Genomic DNA, 24,553 nt, shown 5'->3' with positions numbered 1-24,553 from the left:
GGCTGGAGCCGGTTGGGGGCATCTTCTCATGGTGGGTTGTCCGACCTGCTGTGCCGATTCCCTTCATCGCCCCAAGTCTGTTTTTTCTCAATTGCGGCGGCTCCATGGGTCTGAGTGCGTACGTGTTCACTTTTTTGGGTCGTAGCGCATGCCAAAGAGCGACCGGCGTCACAGCTGAATGCCGTCCATGCTGAAAACAATCACCTTCCTGCGTTTAAAAAAACCGTTGCGTCGGGATGCGAGAGATTTGACTTGTCTCACATTTGGTTGCACCCGGATTGCAATACAATCCTACTGACTGAAAGTCCCCTGTTTACAGGCATTTCTTAGCGACCAGTCCGAGGTCGCGGCGTCGCCGGCGTTCATTGTTAGAGGTAGGGTCAGAGGTAGATAACATGTTTAGAATTCTACAAATAACAATCTTGTTACTGCTGGCGGCTGTAGTACATGCACAGAATGTCAGCCGGGATGATATCCGCGGCTTGGACGAGCAGATCCAGGATGTTAAAAAAGACGTAATCGATCTGACTGCCGAACTCGCGCAGCTGGAGGAAAAATTACTCTTCCCCTCGAACACGCAGGTCTCAATTTTCGTTTCGCTCGCCGAGGCGCAGCCATTCGACCTGGAAGCGGTACAGCTCAAGCTGGATAATGAGATTGTCGCCCACCACCTGTACACCTTCCGCGAGATAGAAGCCCTGCAAAAAGGCGGGGTGCAGCGTATCTACACCGGCAACGTGCAGACCGGTAGCCATCCCCTCGAGGTGACCTTTGTCGGCAAGTCACCATCCGGCAAAGAGGTCCGGGCCAATGCCAGTTACAAGGTGGACAAGGCTGTGGGCCCGAAATTTGTCGAAATCAAAATTGCCGGAACCGAGTCCGCGATTAACTTCAAGGACTGGTAACCATGTACTCCCGTCTGGTACCCGCGCTGCGCGGCGCTACTCCGACGCCGCTGCGGACGGTCGCCGCCGCGCTGTCGGCGCTGCCCTTCGCACTGTGCACGGCTTTCGCCACCGCTGCCACTGAGAAAGGGCAGCTCGAAGACCTGTTTTTCGGGGCGGCCATGTTCGAGGCCTACCAGGAGAATTACTTCGACGCGATTGTCGGTCTCGACACGGAGCTGAATCAGTATCGCCGCCTCGATGAGCCGGAGCTGGATCCGTTTACCGCACATTTCGGGCAGGCGGAATTTTCCGTAGGCGACCTGGAGCTCTCCTACCGCATGCACCGGGAGGCGGGGCGCGCTATCGAGGCGGTGCTGAAAGGCAATGTTCCGCGGCCGGTGCGCAATGAGGCGGCCTATCGCCTGGCGAAAATCCATTACCACAAACAGCAGCCGCGCAACGCGCTACACGCTCTGGAGATGATCGAGGGGCGCGTGCCTGAGCGTGTGCGTGCCGATGAGCAGTTCCTGCGCGCGCGGGTTTATATGGAGCTGGGCCGCTTCGAGGAGGCGGTGGAGCTGCTGCGCGACCTGAAAGGTGAGGCGTCGCTGGACGGCTTCGTCGAATACAACCTCGGTATCGCCCAGTTGAAGGCCGGGCAGGAAGAGCGTGGTCTGCTGGAGCTGACGGCGCTGGGTAAACAGCGCAGCTCCGATGCTGCGAAGCAGGCGCTGTACGACAAGACCAACCTGTTGCTTGGCTCCTACCTGATGGAAACCGATCAGTTGGGGTTGGCAAGACCCTATTTCGATCGGGTCAATCTTGAGGGCCCCTTCTCCAACCGCGCCCTGCTCGGCGCTGGCTGGGTAGAAGCCAAGGCCGGACGTTACGATCGCGCACTGGTGCCCTGGAAGCTACTGCAGGAGCGCAAGAGCACCAATAGCTCGGTGCAGGAAGCGATGCTGGCGGTGCCCTATGCCTACGGCAAACTGGATGTGCACAGTACCGCGGCAATCAATTACGGCCGCGCGCTGGACGCCTTCGGCAATGAAATTGACACGCTGACCGCGTCCATCAAAAGCATCCGCGAAGGGAATTTCCTCGAGGCGCTGCGCCGCAAGGAGGCCACGCAGGTGAAAAACTGGGTGGTCGCTCTGCGCAAGCTTCCCGATGCGCCGGAGACCCACTACCTGCTCGACCTGATGGCATCCAACGATTACCAGGAGTTTTTGCGCAACTATCGCGACCTCAATGACCTGTTTGAACGCAATGAAGAGTGGCTGGGTAGCCTGACGGCGTACGAGGACATCATCGAGCTGCGCCGCGCTTACTACGAGCCGCTGCTGCCGGGGCTCGACAAGAAGTTCCGCGAGCTGGACGCGCGCATCAAGCTCCGTATCGAACAGCGCGACAAATTCGCCAGCCGCATCGAGCAGATGTTGGTCACCCGCCGCCCGGAATACCTGGCCAAGGCGGAGGAGCAGCAGCTGCGCCTGCAGTTGCGGCGATTACACCTGCTGATGTCCCAAAACCCGGGTGGTTTTACCAGGGAAACCCGGCAGCGGCTGGCGCGGTTGGAAGGCGTGCTCAGCTGGCGCCTGTCGACTGAGTACGATCAGCGACTGACGGAGGCTTACAAGCACCTGCAGGAGCTGAACGAAGAAATCGAGCAATTGCAGACTGTGTATCAGGCCTATGTGCGCAGCCGTCAGGCCGCAACCCACAGCTATACCGGTTACAACGACACCATCACCCGCCTGCGTGCGCAGATTCAGAATACTCAGGGTCGGTTGGAAGCCCTGATGGCCCGGCAGGGCAATATGCTCGAGACTCTGGCGATCAACGAATTGGACCGCCGCCGCGCGCAGCTGGAGAGCTACCAGATCAAGGCCCGCTTCGCTCTCGCCGATAGCTATGATCGGGCAAACGAGTTGCAGGAGCAGCGTGTCGACCAGATGAAGATCGAGCAGCACCGCGCTAATCAGCCCGAACCGCTGCCGCAGGACAATCCACCGGAACTGGAAGAGCCGTCGGATGAGGGGGGTGAGCAGTGAAACCCTTTACCGAACGCACACTGGTAAGTGCCATTGTTATGCGTCGCTGCGCAACCGCGGCCTCCATGGCGCTGCTGCTCAATGCCTGTGCCGTCAACAGTGGCAAGACCATTGGCAGCCTGCAGAAAGTCGATATAGAAATCAAAGAGGAGCATATCGACGGCAGTCTGGAAAAGGCTCTGGCCAGTTACCAGAAGTACCTGCAGGAAACCCCGGAATCCAGCCTCACACCAGAGGCGATGCGGCGTATCGCTGACCTGAAAATCAAGCAGGCCCACCGCGCCGAGGAGGCCGCCATTGATAGTGCGGTGAGTGCTCCCGCGACCAGCGGTGCCGTGGTCTCCATTGATGCTGATGCGGCCGCGCCGTCGACGCGGCTGGATGCGCCGGCTACTGCGCGATCACCCATCGCCCCCGACCAGGTGTCAAAGGCGGGAAGTGACGCCGGCGGCCCGCAGGAATCCGACCGCGATTTCGAGGCGCGTGCCAGTGCGAGCATCGAGATCGCGTCCGACGATACGCCGTTGGTGGTTCCTGGCGATGACCCCGACGCGATGCTGTCAGCCAATGCCCGTGAAGCCATCAAGCTGTACCGGGACTTGCTCGCCAAGTATCCCCTATACGATCGCAACGACCAGGTGATGTACCAGCTTTCCCGTGCTTACGAGGAAACCGGACAGATCGACGCCGCGGTGGATGTGTTGCGGGAACTGGTGGCCAAATTCCCTAACTCGCGTCACATCGATGAATCCTGGTTCCGTCTCGGCGAGTACTACTTCACGCGCAAGAAATACCTGGATGCGGAGGAAGCCTACGGCAAGGTTATCGATATCGGCGTAGCCTCGAGTTTCTACGAGCTGGCGCTGTACAAGCGCGGCTGGTCGCTATTCAAGCAGGATATGTACGAGATGGCGCTGGACGATTACATCGCCATGCTCGATTACAAAGTTTCCCAGGGTTACGATTTCGAGCAAACGACCAACGAGGTCGAGCGTAAACATATCGAGGATACCTTCCGCGTCGTCAGCCTGAGTTTTTCCTATCAGGGCGGCGCAGAGTCGGTCGTCGACTATTTCGCCCGTAAGGGGCAGCGTCAGTACGAGTCGCTGGTGTACAGCCACCTAGGTGAATATTACCTCGACAAGCGCCGCTACCAGGATGCGGCGAAATCCTACAATGCATTCGTTGAGCGCAATCCACTGCACAAAGTATCGGCAGATTTTTCGATTCGCGTTATCGAGATTTACAAGCAGGGCGGATTCCCCAAGCTGGTGTTGGATGCGAAGAAGGAGTTCGCAACCACCTATGCACTCAATGCGCAGTACTGGACCGTATTCGATATCAACGAATATGGCGAAGTGGTTGAGTTCCTGCAAAGCAATCTGATCGATCTGGCGAGTCACTATCACTCCGCTTACCAGAACAAGAAGCTGAAAGACAAAAAGGCAGAAAACTATAAGGAGGCGATCCACTGGTATCGCAGCTACCTGCAGTCCTTCAGCGACAAACCGCGCGCGCCGGAGATCAACTACCAGCTCGCCGGTCTGATGCTGGAAAACCGCGATTTTCATGGCGCGGCACTGGAGTATGAGCGCACCGCCTATGAATATCCCGCGCACAAGGATTCCAGCGAAGCGGGTTACGCCGCGGTATATGCCTATCGTGAACACCTGAATAGCAATCTGAAAGATGCCGCAGTGGCCCAGCGCACGCCGCTGCTGCGGGAAATTATCCGCTCTTCCCTCAAGTTTGCGGATACCTTCCCGCAACATGCGAAGGCGCCGCAGGTGATGGTCGGTGCAGTTGAGGAACTGTACGGACTGAAGGACTACCCGCAGACGGTACACAACGGCAGATTGTTACTGGAGAAGTTCCCCGCTGCGGAGCAGGAAATTCGCCGCTCCACCTGGATACTGGTGGCCCATGCGTCCTTTGATACCGAAGCATTCGTCGATGCCGAGGCTGCCTACGGACAAGCGCTCAGCCTGACCGCCACGGATGCCAAAGATCGCGCCGGCCTGGTGGATAACCTGGCGGCATCTATCTATCAGCAGGGTGATCTGGCGCGCAAACAGGAAGACCATGCGACTGCAGCCAGTCATTTCCTGCGTATTCGCAATGTGGCTCCGGGTGCGACCCTGCTGGCCACCGCCGAATACGATGCGGCGGCCTCTCTGATAGTGCTGAAAGACTGGACGCAGGCGGCAGCGGTGCTGAACAGCTTCCGCCGTAATTTCCCGCAGCACAAGCTGGCCAAGGATGTCACCAAAAAACTGGCGGTGGTGTACCAGGAGAGCGGCGAGCTGCTGTTGGCCGCGGCGGAATTCGAACGTATCGAGCGCGAGTCCGAAGATGAGGACGTGCGCCGCGAAGCGCTCACTCAGGCGGCCGACCTTTACACTGCGGCCAAGGACAGCGATAAGGCGCTGACCGTGTTGCACCGCTACGTGAAGCTCTTCCCCAGCCCGATGGAGCCGGCACTGGAAACCCGCCAGAAAATTGCCGATCTGTATAAGGCTGCCGGAGAGCAGCAACGCTATCTGGATGAGCTGCAAGAAATGGTGCGCATTGAACTGCGTGGCGGCAATCAGCGCAATGACCGCACCCGCTACCTTGCGGGCAATGCGGCACTGCTCCTGGCCGAACCCAGTTTCGATGCCTTTACCGAGGTGCGCCTGGTTGAACCGATCAAACGCAACCTGGACGAGAAGCGTCGGCGCATGAAAACCGCGATCAGCGCCTACTCGGACCTGATTGATTACCAGGTGGCTGATGTCACTGCCGCTGCTACCTATTACCTGGCAGAGATCTATCTGCACTTCAGCAGGGCACTGAAAGACTCCGAGCGGCCCAGCAATCTGAGCCCGCTGGAACTCGAGGAATACGAGCTGGCACTTGAAGAGCAGATTTATCCGTTCGAAGAGAAGGCCATTTCGGTGCACGAGAAGAATGTCGAGCTGTTGGGCATGGGCATCTACAACGCCTGGATTGACAAGAGTATCGGCAAGCTCGCCAACCTGGTGCCCGCGCGCTACGCACGGGCCGAGGATGCCGGTGAATATTTACCGACCATAGTACCGATGGCGCCGGCGCCCGAGCAGGCGAGTGCCGACGCTGCCCTGTCGGGTGGGGAAGGGTAAGGAACTTATATGAGTCTGATGTCAATGCAAAAAATCATGCAAAGGCTGGCGGTGCTCTCCCTCGGTTTGTTGCTGGCGTCTTGTGCCAGCACGCCCACGAGCGGTGGTCGGGTGTCTGATTATTCATCGGTGCGCGTATCGGGGAGCGTCAACCGCGACTTCGAGCGTTCACTGGAATACCTGCGCAATGAAAATTTCCCGGCGGCCATCGAGTTATTGCTGTCCGTCGTGGAGCGGGAAAAACGACTGCCGGCGCCCTATATCAATCTTGGTATCGCTTACTACAAGAGCGGTAACGAGAAGAATGCCGAGGAGGCCTTTTTGCACGCGCTGGAGTTGGATCCTCAGCACCCGGTGGCAACCAATGAGCTGGCGGTGCTGTACCGCAAGCAGGGCCGTTTCGCCGAGGCGCGAAAGCTATATGTGAATTCGCTGGCCAAGAATCCGGATTACCTGCCTCTAATCAAAAACCTGGGCATATTGTGTGATCTCTATCTGCAAGATCTTCAATGCGCTCTGGCACAATTCCAACAGTACCTGAGCCTTGATCCGGAAGACAAAGAGGTGTCCATCTGGTTGGCTGACCTGAAGAGGAGAGCGGGCAAGTGATACTGAGAAAATTACAGATCGTATTATTTGTGGCCTTTGCGCTCGGGATGTCGGGTTTATCGGCAGAAACCGAAACTTCCAATGGCAAAAAAGTCGATACCAAAGTCAAGGAGCTGTCCGGCATCTCGATTATCGGCAACAAGGAAGCTCCCAAGTCGCTTTATATCGTGCCGTGGAAGAGTTCCGAGGTGGGCGTGGAGAGCGATCTGGTTTCCAGCCTCATGGATGACAAGCTGAAGCCTCTGGATAAAGAGGTCTTCATGCGTGAACTGGAATTTTACGAGCTGAGCCTTTCCGGCGAATAAGTCCCAGCAGGGCGCAAGGCGCAGGTGAGAGTACGAGCAGGCTCGCCGGGTAGAACTAAAAAATATCAAGGTGTGCCGCGCACGCCTAACCAACAATTCGACAAAAATTACAGCGGTACTTTTAAAGAGGGTTTGTAATGGACTTTTTCAATAGCGTAATCGCGTTCTTCCAGACTGGTGGTACTTTCATGTACCCCATTCTCCTGGTTGCCGCGCTGGGTAGTGCGGTGGCGATCGAACGCTATATCCGCCTGGTATACGAGCGCCACACCAACCGCGCCATGTGGGACAAGCTACAGCCGGTGCTCGCCTCTGGCGATTTCGACCGCGCGCGCAATCTGGTCAAGCAGGACAACACCAGCGTGAGCAAGGTGCTGTCCATGGGGCTTGCTCGCCAGGGTACCGTGCGCCGCCGCGAGGATATCGAAATTGCGATGGAAGAGAGCATGATGGAAATTATTCCGCAGCTCGAAAAGCGCACGCCTTATGTGGCGCTCTTCTCGAATATCGCCACGCTGCTCGGCCTCCTCGGTACCATTATGGGTCTGATCGAGGCCTTCACCGCCGTAGCCAATGCCAACCCGGCAGAAAAGGCTGACCTGCTGTCCGCCAGTATCTCCGTGGCGATGAACACCACCGCCTTCGGTCTGATGACCGGTATTCCGCTACTGATTGTGCATGCCCTGCTGAACTCCCTGACTGGAGAGATTATCGATAGCCTGGAAATGGTATCTGTGAAGGCTCTGAACCTGATTTCCACCTCTACACGTCGCCGTCACGAGATCGATACTCCTGCAGCCGACGCCGATAAGTCCGCTGCTGAGCAGAGCCAAACCGATTCTGTGACAAACGACGAAGTGACTGCAGACGGTGACGAGACCGAAAACGCCGCCGAAGAACAGCAAGTGGAAAAAGTGTAATGAGAAGTCGGCGCCACGGGAGAAACAAAGAAGCCCCGGAGCTGGACATCACCGCCTTCTTGAATCTGATGGTGGTGCTGGTGCCTTTCCTGCTGGTATCGGCAGTATTTTCACGGGTAACCATCCTTGAGCTGAACATGCCGAGCGGCGCCGGCGGCGGTGCGCCGGATGAGCCCAAGATCACTGTGGAAGTGGTGGTGCGCAAGGATACCCTCGAGATCAGCGATGGGGAAAAGGTGATAGCGCGCTTCCCCAACCTGAATACTGGGCCTGAAGGCGAAGTGGCTGCAGTGGAGACGGCGGCAGAGGGGCCCGCTACAGGCGGGGAGAGTCTGGCGGTGCTGCCCACGGAAGAAGTTTACGATCTGAAAAAATTGAGCAAATTTTTGCTGCAGGTGAAAGCCAGCTATCCGGACAAGACCGATTCCATCCTGTTGATGGAACCGGACATAGCCTATGAGCACCTGGTCGGCGTCATGGACGCCGTGCGCGGTGCGGAAGTGCGTCCTGAAAGTGCCGATCCAGAGGATCCTGAAGCGGTGGAGCGGGTGGAGCTGTTCCCGGATATTTCCATAGGAGATGCGCCGTGAAACATGAAAGCCGACGCATGAAGCGCATGGCGCGCAGCCACAAGCGCAAGAAAACCTCAGGCATGAACCTGACGTCACTGATGGATGTATTCACCATTCTGGTGTTCTTCCTGCTGACCAACACTTCCAGTAACGAGGCGCTGGAGCCACCGAAGGTTATTACGCTGCCTGACTCAGTGGTGGAATCCAAGCCGCGGGAAACCGTAACCCTGATGGTGACGGACAAAGAAATTCTGGTTGAGGCCAAGCCAGTGATTGCCACCGAAGAGGTGATCAACAGTGAAGAAACCATAATCCAGGCCATCAAGGAGGCCATGCTCCTCGAGATGGGCAAGGCCATCACCGTCGCTCAGGCCGAGCAGCAGGAGATCGTCGCAGAGGGTGAAGAAGTGCCTGAGCAGCTACCTCCGGAAGTGAATATTCTCGCAGACAGGACCATCCCGTTCAGTTTGCTCAAAAAAGTGATGTCCAGCTGTACTGATGCGGGATACACCAAAGTCTCTCTGGCGGTAATTCAGAAAGCATCGCAAGGTTAATGGAAGTCTGTGAGTAATTTTCTTCAACAACAGCAAGCGGTCAGCGGCGAACTGGAAGCGGTTCGCCGCCGTATTCGCATGCTCGAAGGTGAGCAGCAGCTGATCGACGAGAAGTTGAACGAGCTGCGCAAGGATGAATCCAAGCATCAGCTGCTCGACGAAATTTCCGAACGCCTTGGCAAGCTGGAGGAGGCCGGTGCCGGCGAGCTGTTCTGGGCCGACGACTACCGCGAAGATACGTCCAAGACCGTCATTCGGCGCATCCAGCACACCGTCAGTGTCTACAACGCAAATCTCGATCTGCTGCAGGAGCGGCGCCGCCGCGTGCTCGACAAGATCGAGGATTGTAACGAGGAAATCTTCGAGCTGGACGAGCGCGCGGACCAGCTGCGTCGCCGCGAGGAGGAGGCGCAGTTCGAATTCGAGGTCACGCGCGAGTTCGAACAGGGCGACCTCCGCCCGATGGTCATGCCCTGGCACAAGCAGGGTGAGGACGAGCGCCGCTTCCGCCGCTGTGTGCTGGTATCGTTACTGTTGGCCCTGATGCTCGGTTATCTGGTGCCGCTGTGGAAAGTCCCCGAGCCGGACAAGGATGAAGTGGTGGAGATTCCCGAGCGCCTGGCCAAGCTGGTGATCGAGAAGAAGACCAAGCCCAAGCCGCCGCCGGAGCCGGAGAAACCGAAGCCGAAGCAGGACGAGAAGAAGCCCGAGCCGAAGCAGCAGGTGGCCAAAGAGGATCCCAAGCCCTCCAAAGTCGAGAAGAAGCAGGCGCGCAAGAAAGCCGAGCGCGCCGGCGTGCTGGCCTTCAAGGACAACTTCCAGGATCTCATTGAGGATGACCTGGATAACCGTCTCGGCCAGCAGACCCAGCTCAGTACCGCCGGCAAGAAGGAGAACCGCAGTCAGCGCTCGCTTATCACGGCGGCCGCCAAGGCGGGCAGTGGTGGCATCAACACTGCCAGCCTCAGCCGCAATGTGGGTGGCACCGGTACGGCGCTGTCGGGCGTCGCCTTCTCGCGGGTGGAGAGTTCCATCGGTACCGAAGGTGACTTCGCCGGTGAGGACAGGCCGCTCAGCGATGGTGCCGGCCCGTCACGGACCGACGAGGAGATCCAGATCGTCTTCGACCGCTACAAGGCCACGTTGTACCGCATCTACAATCGCGAGCTGCGCAACAACCCGGCCCTGCAGGGCAAGATGGTGCTGAAGATCACCATCGAGCCGGACGGCTCGGTATCCCTGGCGAAAGTCGAGTCCAGCGATATGGACTCCCCGACGCTGAACGCCAAGATCGTAGCGAGGGTGAAACGGTTTAACTTCGGCCCGAAAGCCGGTGTGCCGACCATCACGATCCTCTACCCGATCGACTTCCTGCCGGCGGGCTAGTCGGGCCGGATACCCCTCTCCCGTATGCGGGAGAGGGGTTGTATCGACTCACTTCCGGGGGCGGCTATCTGACCCTCGAACAGCTTCGGTCCACAACTTCATAATTTACCTCAAGTTTCCCTGAGAACCACTTGGCAAACATAAAAAAATTTCCCTGCCAAGACGCTAATTATGACCTGCTTCACGGCCGCCGATTCCTCATCTGAATAAAGTTCACCCACCGGGGACTGTCTGCCCGGCGCTGGCACCTGCGGGCCCGCAGGCACGAGTTTGAACTGAAAACGGCGGCTGATAAGTGACGATGATGTCGGATGTAACTGGACGGAAATCTTGGGCGAGTGCGCTTGTTGGTCTTATCCATAGTGGTAGCGCATTGTTGTCTAAAGTTTGCACGCCGCTGCTGCTGGGTTTGCTGTTGTCCCTGCCTATTAGCCAGGTGGCGCTGGCGGATTCCTTCAAAGTTTCCGATTTTGCGACGGTGCCCGGATTTCCCGGCACCCCAAGTGGCTGCGTGATTGACGGCCCTTTTGAAACAACCACCGATGGCAGCGGGCGAATCATGGCGCCGACGGATCAGCTGTCCATTGACCGCTCTTGTACCGTTAAAAACTTCAGCTGTGATATCCCGCTGGAATCAACCCTGAACTTCGCCGGCGCCCCCGAAGGCACGCTGATCATTTTCGATAATGTCTGTTTCGGAGGCAATTTTGCCTGCGCCAACGTCGAGGGCAAAGCCTCTGTATGGGCGGTGAATGGTTCGGATTTCAGCACCGTTAGGGAGGGATGCCAGAACCTGATCATCCCGGTTGAAAAGATCGAGAAACGGGCGTCCAACCTTGCCGGCACCCCGATATCGTCAGTCACCATCGGCGTGCCGTTTGTCTACACCCTCGATGTGCCAGTCCTTTATGACCCTGTTACTGGCACGGTTTTACAGGATTCCGGCTCACTCAACGATATTGACTCCATTACTATTTGGGACGATCTGTCCCTGGCGACCCTGGGTGTGGACCTGGAGCTCCTGGACATCAGGGCCTACTACGAAAGCGCCAGTGGCGTAATAACGCCGATGTCTCAAGGATCGGATTATCTCGTCAGCAATAGCGGTAATGACAAGGACCCCGGGGTGCTGACGTTCGAAATACGTGATCCGGCCACACTGCCCGCCGGCGCCCAGGTCCATTTTGAACTTGAGGTAATGCTGGAGGACTCGACGGATAACGCAATAGGGACCCTTTTCACCAATATTGCTAGCTGGGAATTTGCCCGAGTAATCGATGGCACCCGTTACGACCCCCTGCCAGGTGAAAATGGTATTGCCCAGCTTCTGAGCATTTCGGCCCCGGATCTGGTGCTGAACAAAAGTACCAGCTCCACGGCGGTCAACTTTGTCGATACGCCGACCTATACCCTCAGCGTACAGAATGTAGGCGGCGCTCCAGCGTGGAACATCGTCATCGAGGACGAATTGCCACTTGAGATGAGGGAATTTGATCCCACCACGCAACCCATCACTGTAACAATGGCCGGGACCCAGCTGGCAGGAACGGATTATACGGTGTCCTACGATGCGGGGACTGGCTTGCTGACCATCGGGCTGCTGAAAACCGCGGGTGGCCTGGCCCCGAATGCGATTCTGGAAATTACTTACAGCAGCCAGCTCAACAGCGTGACCAACGTGCCCACTGATGGCGATGTGCTGACCAATACGGCTGCCGCCACCCTCTGGTACAACGACAGCGAAGACAATCCAGATCGGGTCGAGTATGCGCGGCTGCGCACTGATGGCACTCCGAACACGGTTGACCACGAGGACGCGGCCTCTGTGACGGCCGCATTGACCGGCTACTACTTCGAGAAAACCGTCAGCAATGTCACCGCCGGTGAATCGCCGGCGACAGTCGCTGCGCCCGGCGATAGGCTGCGTTACACATTGCGGTTGTTCAATCTCGACCAGGACATATACAACGTCGAAATCACTGATCAACTTGATCCGAGTAAGTTTGACCTGGCTTCCGCCGCTGTCGATCAAACTACCTGTCCGCCGGTTGCCACTTGTACAGTAGATACGTCATCAGGCCTGCTTTCCATCAGCGGTGATCTCGATGTGGTGCCGGGTTCCAGCCTCGCTACGATTGAGGTGGCCTTCGAGGTGGATACGCTTGCCACGCTGACGACAGGCGATTTGGTCAGCAACCAGGCGCAGATGGACGCGCAAGACGCGAATACTGGCGGCAACGCGCTGTCAGCGCTCAGTGATGACCCCAACGTAAATGGGGTGCTCAACCAGGCAGACCGTCAGGGGAAGATGGCGGACCCGACCGACGTCATCATTTTTTCTCCGCAACCTCTGCTAAAGCAAAACCCGTCGGATACCAGTGTCACGATTGGTGAGGTGTTCAACTACACCATCACTGTGCCGGCGACGTCGATGCCGGTGGCGCTATATGACGTCCATGTGCTCGATACTCTGCCGCCCAATGTGGAATTTGTCAGTGCCAGCGCCGTTGTCGGTGGCACTACCAGTTACAACCTGAGCAACAGCGGCACCGCCACCGACCTGATTCTGGAAGAAACCATCACCGGGCTGGATATTCCGGCCAACCAGCAGGCGGTGGTGACGCTTCAGGTGCGGGTGAAAAATGATCCCGTCAACCAGGACACCGCTACGCCTTTCACTAACGCGGCTCGCTACACCTTCAGCCGTACCCAGGGCGGCAGCCAGTCGGATGGCACCGGCACGGAGGGCTCCACTTCGGGCATGTCCATTGTCGAACCGCTGTTGGTAGCTACCAAGAACGTGGCGAATGTCACCTCCGGCAAAAACACCACAGATCCGGCACAGGGCGGCGATACGCTGCAATACACCGTCACTCTGACGAATAACGGCAGTTCCACTGCTTTCGATATCAATCTGGAAGATCTGCTGCCCACAGGTCTGGCGCTTGACTCCAGCTTTACGCCCACGCTGACCATTAATGGCACAGATCCGGGCTTTAATCCCTCCCCGGCACAGGCCGGTAATGCGCTCACCTGGGGACGTGACAACAACGGTGACGACAGTCTCGACATTCCGGTGGGCCAAACTCTGACGCTGACCTATCGCGTGCTGGTGAACAGCATTGACGGGAGCGATCTCGTCAACAATGTCGTGGCCGACTGGACTTCTCTGGACGGGCCGGCAATTCAGGAGCGTACTGGCAGTGACGCCCCGGATCCGGATGCCCTGAACAATTACTTCACCACGGCCTCCAGCACTATTAACGTCGACTATAACGTAGGCCTGACCAAGGCGTACCTGAGCGACAGCTGGAATGACGACGGCAATGTGCGCGTGGGCGACACAGTCGAGTACGAACTGCAACTTGCCCTGGGGGAAGGGACTCACAACGACCTGGTGCTCACCGATACCCTGCCCGCAGGTATGGCATTTGTAGAGATGGTGAGCGCAGACTACTTTGGCGCAGCACCTCCGGTACTACCGACGCCAGTTGTCAGCGCCGACCAGCGCACCATCACCTGGACGCTGAGCACGGTGGACAACCCCATTGACGGCGACCCGGCAAACGATTTCCTGACCATTGTCTACCGGGCGCGGGTACTCAATGGCGATGCCCTGAATCAAATACCGACAACCCAGACACTGACTAACCGCGCCACCTTGGATTTCGCCAATGCGGGATCGCCCGTGCAGTTAGTGGACACTGCCGATATCGCGGCACTGCAGCCCCTGTTGGCGGTGACTAAGTCCGCGGTGACTGGCATTGATGGCGACACGAGTATCCGAGCAGGTGAGACGGCTACCTACACGGTTGATATCACTAACAGCGGCACGGCACCCGCCTATGACACCGTGCTGGTGGATATTTTGCCGGTGGGTCTGCGACAGGGAGGGGTGACGACAGTCAGTGCCACTCTGGTGAACTCGGGCACCAGCGTCACGATAACCCCGACCTATGATGCGGCCACGGGTATTGTCAGCTGGGATTTCGATCCAGTGAGCAATGCCGTGATCGCTCCGGGCGATACCTTACGCGTGGTTTACGAGGTTACTGGCGATGCGGATCTCGGAGCGGGCCTGACACTGACCAATAGTGCCCAGGTAACACGCTATTACTCTTTCGATAACGGTGATGTACCGGTCAATAGTATTGCAGACTGGCGCGAAGATTACGGTCCAACCGAGGTGGCGACCTTTGCTCTGGTCACGCCCATGCCCGGTGCTCTGCGAAAAGCCACAACCCAGAACACCGTTGCCATCGGTGAATCCCTGACTTACACGATTACCATCCCCGACGTACCGATCGAGACGGCATTGCAGGACGTGCGGATCATGGATGATCTGTCGGCGACCGGCGTTGACCTCCGTTTTGTCTCAGCAACCGAGGCCGGTCAACCGCTAAACAACAGCGGTACGAGCGATAACTTGGTGTTGTACAAAGACGGTGGCTTGAACGTGCCGGCTGGTGAGCAGGTTGAAGTGCTCGTTACCGTTGAGGTGCTGAATACACAAAACAACCGCTATCGCACAGCGCCTTTCGTCAACCGTGCCTGGTACGACTATGACAACGGCGTTGAGCGGCAGGGAGACGATGCCACCCGGGGGGACGACGCCAATCCGGTAACCATCGTTCATCCAGAGCTCGTTGTCGAAAAAACTGGTCCGGCATCTATGCGTGTTGGCAGCCCTGACAGTTTCACCCTTGTGGCAGAGAACATTGGTGAGTCCAGCGCATGGAATGTGACCTTGACTGACTTGCTGCCCAATCCGACTCCGGGTGGTCTGTGTACCGTCCAACCGCTGATCCAGACGGCGGTGATCGAGAAAGCGGACAGCTCGACGATCAGTTTAACCGCCAGCGATTTTGCAGTGAATTTCGTCCCCGGCGAACCTGTCTGTGAATTTACGGCGACTCTGCAGACCGATGATGAGCTGGCACCTGGTGATCGCCTGATCCTGAGTTACCAGGTGGAGCTGGACGAGGACAACCTAAACGGCAGCACGCTGGTTAATGTGGCTGGCGCTACCGAGTGGTTTAGCGGAGACGCGTCAAACTCTCAGCGGGTTGCTTACCAGCGCCAGCTCACAGACGGTACCCCTGGTGTCGTTGATTATCAGGATAGCCATGAATTCATTGCGGAAGCGGCGATTCTCGAAACGCGCAAGAGCGTCTTTAATGTGACCACCGGTGAGTCGGGCGCTAACGCCAGTCCCGGTGATCGCCTGCGCTATACCATTGAAATCGCGAACGTCAGTGACTTGCCACAGAATGACTTCACCTTGACTGATGAACTCGACCGACTAAACGGTATCGCATTGTTCGAAGCCGGGTCCATTGCGATTGATAACTCGCAAACCCAGGTCCCTGCAGATGCCACGGTGAACGTAGTCGGCAGTGGTGGGGCTAATGGCACCGGTCTCCTCCAGGTCAGTAACCTGGATATCTCTCCTGCGGGGCAGGCCGGCGATAGCCTAACCATTGTCTTCGAAGCCACACTCGCTCCGGTAATTACCAGCAACACTATTGTATTCAACCAGGCGGAACTGAGCCTGAGTGGAGTTGTTTTCGGCTCGAGTGATGACCCAACAATATCCGGTACTGAAGATCCGACCGAGACGCTGATCAGTTCCTCGCCGCTTTTAACTGTCGAGAAGACTTCCGCAGACATCAGTGGGGATGCGGACTTGCTACTCGCCGGTGATACGCTGCGTTACACGATCCGGGTGCAAAATAGCGGCAACGAAAATACTGCTGAGACGATGCTGCGCGATCAGGTGCCGGCCAACACCACTTATGTAGCTAACTCAACAACCGTGAACGGGGCCAGCGTAGCGGATGTTGATGGGGGCTCACCACTTTCAGCAGGCCTGACAATCAACTCGCCAGGGGCTGGTGAGGGTGTAATGTTGGCTGATCCGTCGGACGCCGCAAATACCGAGGCGGTGATCACCTTCGATGTCACTATTAACGACGTTGCCGAGGGAACGCTGATTTCCAACCAGGGCTATGTAACTGGTGAGGGAGCGGGTAGCGGCCCTCATGGCGAAGTGCTTTCTGATGATCCCACAACCGACACGCCGGGAGATCCCACAATTGACATAGTGGGAGATGTTCCGGCGCTGGTGGTTCAGAAGGTTGTTGCAATCCACGAGGACAACCTGAGCCAGGGCATTGTCGATCCGGGTGATACGCTGCGCTATACCATCACCGTTAACAATATCGGTGGTGTGGACGCTACCGAGGTAGAGCTAACTGACCTGATCCCGGCCAACACCACCTATGTGTCCGGTTCCACAACACTTAATGGCATTGCGGTCGGTGACAACGGGGGCGGGGAAGCTCGTGTCGCCACAGGATTGCCAATTTCCTCCGAGGACCTGACTCCGCCATTGCCGGGCGCACTCGAAGGTGTAATCAGCTCCGCACGCACTGCGACCATTGTGTTTGATGTAACAGTGGACGCCGGTACTGCGACCGGTACTGTGATCAGTAACCAGGGTAGTGTGGCGAGCACAGGGTTGCCTTTAGTCCTGACTGATGCCGATGGCAATCCTACCAATGGCGCCCAGTCCACTGATGTGGTTGTCGGTGATGCCCAGCAGCTGTCCATCAGCAAGGCTGTAACCGTAATCGGCGGTACCGCCGAGGCCGGTGCCACGCTGGAATATCTGGTCACCGTGACCAATATTGGCGCGGTACCCGCCAGCAACGTGATTCTCTCCGATGATCTTCTGGTCGCCGGTGATGGAGTGCTTACTTACGTCGCCGACTCGGCCAGACTGAATGGCCGGGTGGATGGTGTGTCCGTCAATGGCTCTGTGATCACCGCCAACTATTCCTCGGTCTACGGTGAGCTGCAGCCGCAAGGCAGTGCCACGCTGCGCTTCCAGGCCAAGCTGGGTGCGGATCTTGCGATCGGCACCACCGTGGTGAACACGGCAATGGTGGAATGGAATGATCCGCCTTCGAGCGAGCTGGCCAGTGTCTCCATCGACGTTGGGGGAACGCCGGGTGTCGCAAGTCTCGCCGGTTACCTCTGGCAGGATGTGAACTTCAACGCGCAGTCGGATGCCGACGAGCAGTTGCTGCAGAACTGGACCGTAGAACTCTACTTCAACGGCAATCTGGTCGAGACCGTGCAGAGCGACGAGAACGGTTACTTCCAGTTCGACGGCCTGCTCACCAATATTACCGGCGGCGCCAGCTATGAGCTGAGATACGTTGCGCCGGGTGCGGGAGTAAACACGGCCTCACTGGGCAATGCGGATTCGGAGTTCACCAATGGCCCGCAGCAAATTACAGAAATTTATGTGGCTTCCGGTGCGAACCTGCAGGATCTGAACCTGCCCTTGACACCCAACGGTGTGGTTTATGACTCCGTGGTACGTGGACCTGTAGCCGGTGCCACCCTCACCATGCTACGTGCTTCCAGTGGTGTCGCATTGCCCGATAGCTGCTTCGATGATCCGAAACAGCAGGGGCAGGTGACCCAGGCGAGCGGTTTCTACAAATTTGACATCAACTTTTCCGGGGCCGGTTGCCCGGCCGGCAGTGATTACCTCATTCAGGTGGAGTTGCCGGGAGATAATTATGTCGCAGGTGAGTCTGCGATAATTCCGCCGCAAACCAATGCCGATACCGCAGGCTTCGATGTGGCAGCGTGTCTGGGCACCGGCGGTGACGCGGTGCCGGCCACTACTGAGCACTGTGAGGCACAGGCGTCACCGACGTCACCGTCGCTCGATATAGATGCGCAGAGTCCAGCGACCGATTACTACCTGCGCCTGACGCTGGATGACAACCGTATTCCGGGTGAAAGTCAGCTGTTCAACAATCACATTGCTGTTGATCCGCAGTTGGATGGTGCTCTGTCGATTACCAAGACCGCTGCCATGCTCAACGTAACTCGCAGTCAGCTGGTGCCCTATACCATCACCTTCACCAATACCCTGCCGGTACCGCTGACTGATCTGCGTCTGGTGGATTTCTTCCCGGCGGGCTTCAAGTATGTGGCGGGTTCGGCGCAGGTTGACGGCATGGCGGTTGAGCCGCAGATCGAAGGATTGCAGTTGATCTGGACTAACTTACGTGTTGATCCAGACCAGACACGCACCGTGAAACTGTTGCTGGTGGTCGGTTCCGGTGTCGGCGAGGATGAGTACATCAACCGGGCGCGGTTGTTCAACGACCTTTCGGGCCAAGTTGTCTCCGGAGAGGCATCCGCGACGGTGCGCGTCATACCCGACCCGACCTTCGACTGTACCGACGTGATCGGCAAGGTCTACGACGATAAAAACATGAACGGCTACCAGGATCCGGGTGAAGGCGGTGTGCCGGGTGCGCGGGTGGTTACTGCCACCGGCCTCAATGCCACCACCGATGCTTACGGTCGCTTCCACATTACCTGTGCGGTGGTGCCGGATCGGGATCGCGGTTCCAATTTTGTGCTGAAGCTCGACGACCGCAGCCTGCCCAGCGGTTACCGTCTGACCTCGGAGAACCCGCGGATAGTACGCGCGACGCGAGGCAAGATGATCAAGGTGAACTTCGGCTCTAGCCTGCACCGCGTCGTGCGCCTGGATATGGCCGAGGCGGTATTCGAGCCGCAGACCACCGAATTGCGTCCGCAGTGGCACTCGCGCACGGAACTGCTGCTGGAAAAACTGCAGGAAGCACCGTCTGTCCTGCGACTATCCTACCTGGCCGAGAACGAGGATCCCGACCTGGTAGAGCAGCGCCTGGAAACCATCAAGGCGCAGATTACCGAAGAGTGGGCACGCAACTACGGCGACTACGAACTGACCATTGAAACAGAAGTCTTCTGGCGGCGCGGCGCGCCGCCGAGCAAGGGAGGATTGGAGTAATGTCCTCTGATAAAAACAACATGAAAAAAAGCGGACTGTCCATCGCTGTGGCAGCGGCTAATGGCCGCGATTGCTACTACGCCGCGGCGCTGGCCATGTTTCTGGCGGTGCCGTCAGTTGCCCAGGAGGCCGAACAGGTTCAGCCAGACAAGGCGCCCTGGTGGCAGGTGTGGCAGAAAATCCCCGGTCTTTCGCCCCAAGTAGAAGAGGCGCAGCCGGAGGCCGTTTACGCAGAAAAACCGATCGGCAATAACACCGAGACGATGCTGCTCGGCCAGCCACGCCGCCAGTGGGTGCAGGACGCGACGCAGTTTGTCGAACCCGCGGAACCGGTGGTCGAGGAAGACTTCATCGAGCCACTGCTGTTCCAGTCGCTGGATGATGAAATCGATTCCGCATCCGTCGAGGCACTGAAGGGAAAACTGGCCGAACTGGGCGAGCAGCCCAACCTGAAGCTGCGCTTTATCGGCCACACCGACAGCGATCCGCTGAGCGAAGAGCAGCTGGCAGGGCTTGCCGATAAAGAAGAATTCACCCGCGCCCGTGCCCAGCTGGTGGCGGAGTTTTTCCAGCTGGCGCTGGAGCTGCCGGAAGACATGGTGTCGTTCGAGGGGCGCGGCGATGCCGAGCCTGTTGCGGACAATATCACCACCGCCGGGCGCGAACTGAACCGCCGCGTGCAGGTACTGCTCAGCTACGACGCGCTGGACGCCGAGGCCATGGCCGAGCGCGCCCGCGCCGAGGCGCTGGCGCTGAACCGGGTCAAGGTGTGCCGCCAGGAAACCGTTTGTCGCCTGCACTACACCGCCGGCAGCGAACAGCGTGCGCGCCTGAAGAACCTGGTCACGCCGCTGCGCTGGCAGCCGGGGCAGGTGGACCTGCCCGAGGCCTTCGTACGCCGTATCCGCGAAGTGCGCGCGAATCTGGCCGACAAGAACAATCTGGTGATTCATTTCGTCGGCCACACCGATGCGCTGCCACTGCCGGAAGGTCCTGCCGAGTTGTACAGCGACCATATGGCACTGTCCCGTGCCGAGGCCAGAAGAGTCGCGCTGGCGGTGCGTGATTCATTGGGCCTGCCGGATTACATGGTGACCAGCAGCGGCAAGGGGGCGACCCAGCCGCTGGCCGCCAACGACACGCCCAAGGGCCGCGCGCTGAACCGCCGCGTGGAAGTGGAATTCTGGTACGACGACCCGCTGGAAACCGCCGGTGACGGCGTGCAGGCCTGTCCGGAGGCGGCCGGTGCTGAGACCATTACCATTGCGCACGAATCTCCGAGCGGCCCGATTCCGCCGATTCGCTTTGATAACGGTGATCCGCTGATTTCCCAGGCGCAGCTGATGCAGATGCGCAATGCGATGGCGGAGGTTGCCGGCAAGGCCAATGTGCGCCTGAGCTTTATCGGCTACAGCGACAACGAGCGCATGGAGCGCCGCGAGGCGATGGTCTACGGCGATGACGTCGGTCTGTCCAGTGCGCGCGCGCGCCGGGCCATGGAGCAGGCGCAGCGTGAACTGCAGCTCTCCGACGAGCAGGTGGAGTTCGAGGGGCGTGGTTACGTACAGTCCGATGACGTGGTGGCCACCGGCTTTATCCAGCTGGACGGTGCCCGCGTGGAAGTGCAGGTGCTCTACGATGAGCTGGCCGTGCTGGCGGAACAGGACCGACTGGAAATCGAGCGCATCAACCGCGAGGCGCAGGCCAACAATCCCTATGCGCTGAACCTGATGCGCATCACCGTGGACGGCAGCCCGGAGTACGATCCGTACAAAAACTCCGCCGACCTGCAGCGCTGTACCGACGTGGCCCTGGAAAACGCCAATATCCAGTTCCGCTTCGACAACAAGAAAATGCAGCCGCGCCTGAATGTCACCGCCTGGCCGAGCACCATCCGCTACGCGGACGACCCGGAAACAGAAATCGCCGACAGTCGCGTGCAGTTCAAGAGCTACAGTAACTATCCGTCCTTTATCGAGCGCACCGAAGTGCGCCTGTTCGAGGAAGATCAGTCTCTGCGCGACGCGCCGCTGGCCGTGGTGGAGCTGGATGAAAATGGTGAGGGCGAGTGGCAGGCGGAATTCGAGGAATTCCAGGCACCGCTGAAAAAACTGCAGTACCTGTTGCGCGCCTACGATGACAAGGGCCGTTACGATGAGACGCGCCCACAGTCACTGTGGCTGGTGGACAGTATCGACGCGCCGGCTGAACGGGGCGATGCAGATACAGAGCTGCTGGTGGGCTACGGCGAGAACCGCCTCGCGCGCCGCAATATTCCGCTGGACGGCAATACCGTGCTGGTGAACGGCGCAGATATTCCGGCGAACCACACCGTATGGCTGGCCGGCAATCCGGTGCCGGTGAATGAGCAGGGCCAGTTTGTCGCCGAGCAGATATTCGACCGCGGCATGCACACGGTGGAAGTTGCGGTACTCGATGGCGAAGGTAACGGCGATCTGTTCCTGCGCGACCTGCAATTTGCCAGCAACGACTGGTTCACGGTCGGTATCGCCGACCTGACCATCGGTTACGACAAGACCAACGGCCCCGCGGCGCTGGTCACCGGCGACGAAACCCACTACGACAACTCCGTCAGTTACGACGGTCGCCTGGCCTTCTACACCAGCGGCGGTTTCGGTGACGGCTGGCGCCTGTCCGCCAGCGCGGATACCGAAGAGGGGCCGGTGGACGAGATTTTCTCCAACTTCCTGGAAAAATCCCCGGACGCGCTCTTCCGTCGCCTGGACAGCGATCTCTATTACCCGACCTTCGGCGACGACTCCACCGTGGTCGAGGACGCGCCGACCTCCGGCAAGTTTTACGTGAAAGTGTCCAAGTACGATGACTACGGCCTATGGGGCAACTTCAAGGCGGCCTACACCGATAACGAGCTGGCGCATATCGATCGCGCCCTCTACGGTGCCAACGGCCACTTCGAAAGTGATGCCATGACCAGCTTCGGCGAGAAGCGCTTCCAGGTCGATGCCTTCGGTGCCGAGCCCGGTACCATCGGTGGCCGCGACGAGTTCCGCGGTACCGGCGGCTCGCTGTATTTCCTCCGCCACCAGGATCTGCTGGGCGGCTCCGAGCGCCTGCGCGTCGAAGTGCGGGACAAGGACTCCGGCCTGGTACTGGGGGTAAAAAACCTGACCCCGGCGATCGATTACGATATCGATTATATCCAGGGGCGCGTGCTGCTGAACAAACCGCTGTCGGCACTGGCCAACGACAACCTGCTGATTCAGGACGGTTCCTATAACGGCAACCCGCAGTACCTGGTGGCGCGCTACGAGTACACGCCGGGCTTCGAGGAAATGGATACGCTTGCCGTCGGCGGCCGCGCCCATTACTGGCTCGGCGATTACGTCAAGCTCGGCATCAGTGGCACCCAGCAGGACGAGGAAGACAACGAGACCTCCCTGCAGGGCGTCGACCTGACGCTGCGCAAGAGCGCCGGCAGCTGGGTGAAGATAGAAATGGCGGACAGCCAGGGCGGCAACCTGGACAGCGTCAACTCCTACGACGGCGGCTTCACATTCAATCAGCAGCAACAGCCACTGGACCCGGAAGCCAAGGCGGGCGCTGCTAAAATCGAGGGTAGCCTGCAGCTCAACGACTTCTTCGAGGGCGCGCGCGGATCGGGTACCTTCTACCACCAGCAGCGCGAAGCCGGCTTCTCCGCGCCGGGGCAGTTTGTCACCGGCGAAACCACCCAATACGGGGCCAGTGTCAATGTGCCGATCGGCGAACGCTTTGATGTCGGCCTGAAGGCGGACAGCAAGGAGCAGGAACTCGGCCTGCAGACCAGTGCCGTGGACCTGATGGTCGGTTACCGTCTCAACGATAACTGGCGCCTGAGCACCGGCGCCCGCACCGACAGCCGCGAGGATTTCTCGCCGGTGGTGCCGGCCACCCAGACCCAGGGCGACCGGACCGATATGGCCGTGCAGGCTTCCTACGACTCCGGCGAAGACTGGAGTGCATTCGGTTTCGTGCAGGGCACGGTGGAAGTGACCGGCACTCGCGACGAGAACAATCGCGCGGGCTTCGGCGGCGCCTACCGCGTGAGCGAGCGACTGACGCTGGACAGCGAACTGTCCGGTGGCGATACCGGCACTGCCGCGCGCCTGGGTACCGACTACCTGATTACCGACAGAACCAACCTGTATCTGAATTACTCCCTCGACAACGAGCGTACCGATACCGGCATCCGCGCGCGCAAAGGCAATATGAGCAGCGGCTTCCGCAGCCGTTACTCCGACAGCCTGAGCATCTACGGCGAGGAACAGTACAGCCACGGGGATATTTCCACCGGCCTGACCCACGCACTGGGTATGGATCTGACGCCGAACGATCGCTGGAGCTACGGCACCAGTGTCGAGGCGGGCACGTTGGAAGACCCTCGCACCGGAGCGCAGACGGATCGCCGCGCGGTGGGCTTCAACATGGGCTTCAGCGACGGCGACATCCGTCTCGCGTCAGCGGTGGAATACCGCACCGATGCGATGGAAACGCCGGTGGATGCAGATACCGTGACAGAGTCCGAGCGCGATACCTGGCTGATGAAAAATACTCTCAGCTACCAGATGAATCCGGATTGGCGCCTGGTCGGCAAACTCAATTACTCCGACAGCCAGAGCTCCCAGGGTGAGTTCTACGATGGCAAATTCACCGAAGCGGTCATGGGTTATGCCTACCGCCCGGTCAGCAACGATCGCCTGAACACCTTGCTGAAGTACACCTACTTCTACAATGTGCCGACGCGCGATCAGGTCACGGTGGAAAACACGGCGGTGGAATTTATCCAGAAGAGCCATATCTTCTCGGTCGACACCAGCTACGATATCAGCCGCCGCTGGACCCTCGGTGCCAAGTATGCGTATCGCCTCGGCCAGCTGAGTCTGGATCGCCAGGATCCGGAATTTTTTGACAGCCGCGCCAACCTGTATGTGCTGCGCGCCGACTGGCACTTCGTCAATCGCTGGGATCTGCTGGTCGAAGGCCGCATGCTCGATTTGCCCGATGCCCAGGACCGCAGAAGCGGGGCGCTGGTGGGGCTGTACCGGCATATCGGCAAACACCTGAAGGTGGGCGTGGGCTACAACTTCACCGACTTCTCTGATGACCTGACGCAACTGGATTACGACAGCCAGGGCGTGTTCCTGAATATGGTCGGCAAGCTCTGATTGATCCGTGCCGCGATACGGAAATCGCGGCCGGTTGGCGATTATTTTTCACCGGCCGGCGTTCACGCATTGTG

The 24,553-nt window shown here is 58.6% G+C and carries 11 protein-coding genes; all 11 read left to right on the top strand.

What is annotated here, in order from left to right; genetic code table 11:
• Window positions 1-395 precede the first annotated feature (395 nt).
• The 11 genes from BLW36_RS07635 (at window position 396) to BLW36_RS07585 (ending at window position 24,479) form a co-directional block, all read left to right on the top strand.
• The gene (locus tag BLW36_RS07635; RefSeq protein WP_091386686.1) at window positions 396-905 is read left to right on the top strand and encodes a hypothetical protein; all 510 of its coding nucleotides are present in this window, start codon (window positions 396-398) and stop codon (window positions 903-905) included.
• A gap of 2 nt (window positions 906-907) precedes the next feature.
• Window positions 908-2,941 (top strand): tetratricopeptide repeat protein, encoded by a 2,034-nt coding sequence (locus BLW36_RS07630; RefSeq protein ID WP_170833154.1) that lies wholly within the window; start codon window positions 908-910, stop codon window positions 2,939-2,941.
• Window positions 2,938-6,081 (top strand): tetratricopeptide repeat protein, encoded by a 3,144-nt coding sequence (locus tag BLW36_RS07625; RefSeq protein ID WP_244506166.1) that lies wholly within the window; start codon window positions 2,938-2,940, stop codon window positions 6,079-6,081. The genes BLW36_RS07630 and BLW36_RS07625 overlap by 4 nt, the downstream gene beginning before the upstream one ends.
• A gap of 9 nt (window positions 6,082-6,090) precedes the next feature.
• Window positions 6,091-6,690, top strand: coding sequence for a tetratricopeptide repeat protein (locus tag BLW36_RS07620; RefSeq protein WP_244506165.1), 600 nt, complete (start codon window positions 6,091-6,093; stop codon window positions 6,688-6,690).
• Window positions 6,687-6,995 (top strand): hypothetical protein, encoded by a 309-nt coding sequence (locus tag BLW36_RS07615; protein WP_244506164.1) that lies wholly within the window; start codon window positions 6,687-6,689, stop codon window positions 6,993-6,995. Before BLW36_RS07620 ends, BLW36_RS07615 begins: the two co-directional genes overlap by 4 nt.
• A 137-nt stretch (window positions 6,996-7,132) precedes the next feature.
• Window positions 7,133-7,915: a MotA/TolQ/ExbB proton channel family protein gene (locus BLW36_RS07610; protein ID WP_244506163.1), complete on the top strand. Its 783-nt coding sequence runs from the start codon at window positions 7,133-7,135 to the stop codon at window positions 7,913-7,915.
• Window positions 7,915-8,505 carry an ExbD/TolR family protein gene (locus BLW36_RS07605; protein ID WP_091386684.1) on the top strand — a complete coding sequence of 197 codons (591 nt, stop codon included), beginning with the start codon at window positions 7,915-7,917 and terminating at the stop codon, window positions 8,503-8,505. The genes BLW36_RS07610 and BLW36_RS07605 overlap by 1 nt, the downstream gene beginning before the upstream one ends.
• Window positions 8,502-9,041 carry an ExbD/TolR family protein gene (locus BLW36_RS07600; protein ID WP_244506162.1) on the top strand — a complete coding sequence of 180 codons (540 nt, stop codon included), beginning with the start codon at window positions 8,502-8,504 and terminating at the stop codon, window positions 9,039-9,041. The genes BLW36_RS07605 and BLW36_RS07600 overlap by 4 nt, the downstream gene beginning before the upstream one ends.
• 9 nt (window positions 9,042-9,050) lie before the next feature.
• Complete coding sequence (locus BLW36_RS07595; RefSeq protein WP_091386679.1) at window positions 9,051-10,427, top strand: AgmX/PglI C-terminal domain-containing protein; 1,377 nt, start codon at window positions 9,051-9,053, stop codon at window positions 10,425-10,427.
• A gap of 373 nt (window positions 10,428-10,800) precedes the next feature.
• Window positions 10,801-19,293: an isopeptide-forming domain-containing fimbrial protein gene (locus tag BLW36_RS07590; protein ID WP_170833153.1), complete on the top strand. Its 8,493-nt coding sequence runs from the start codon at window positions 10,801-10,803 to the stop codon at window positions 19,291-19,293.
• Window positions 19,293-24,479, top strand: coding sequence for an OmpA family protein (locus tag BLW36_RS07585; protein WP_091386675.1), 5,187 nt, complete (start codon window positions 19,293-19,295; stop codon window positions 24,477-24,479). Before BLW36_RS07590 ends, BLW36_RS07585 begins: the two co-directional genes overlap by 1 nt.
• Window positions 24,480-24,553 lie beyond the last annotated feature (74 nt).

Origin of the sequence: Microbulbifer marinus, assembly GCF_900107725.1 — a bacterium.
GTDB lineage: Bacteria > Pseudomonadota > Gammaproteobacteria > Pseudomonadales > Cellvibrionaceae > Microbulbifer > Microbulbifer marinus.
Note: the sequence above shows the minus strand (reverse complement) of the source record. Positions and strands in the feature narration are given on the sequence as shown.

Coding starts and splice junctions, on each gene's coding strand:
- BLW36_RS07620 (WP_244506165.1), top strand. CDS start 6,091: ATGAGTCTGATGTCAATGCAAAAAATCATGCAAAGGCTGGCGGTGCTC.
- BLW36_RS07605 (WP_091386684.1), top strand. CDS start 7,915: ATGAGAAGTCGGCGCCACGGGAGAAACAAAGAAGCCCCGGAGCTGGAC.
- BLW36_RS07630 (WP_170833154.1), top strand. CDS start 908: ATGTACTCCCGTCTGGTACCCGCGCTGCGCGGCGCTACTCCGACGCCG.
- BLW36_RS07585 (WP_091386675.1), top strand. CDS start 19,293: ATGTCCTCTGATAAAAACAACATGAAAAAAAGCGGACTGTCCATCGCT.
- BLW36_RS07635 (WP_091386686.1), top strand. CDS start 396: ATGTTTAGAATTCTACAAATAACAATCTTGTTACTGCTGGCGGCTGTA.
- BLW36_RS07610 (WP_244506163.1), top strand. CDS start 7,133: ATGGACTTTTTCAATAGCGTAATCGCGTTCTTCCAGACTGGTGGTACT.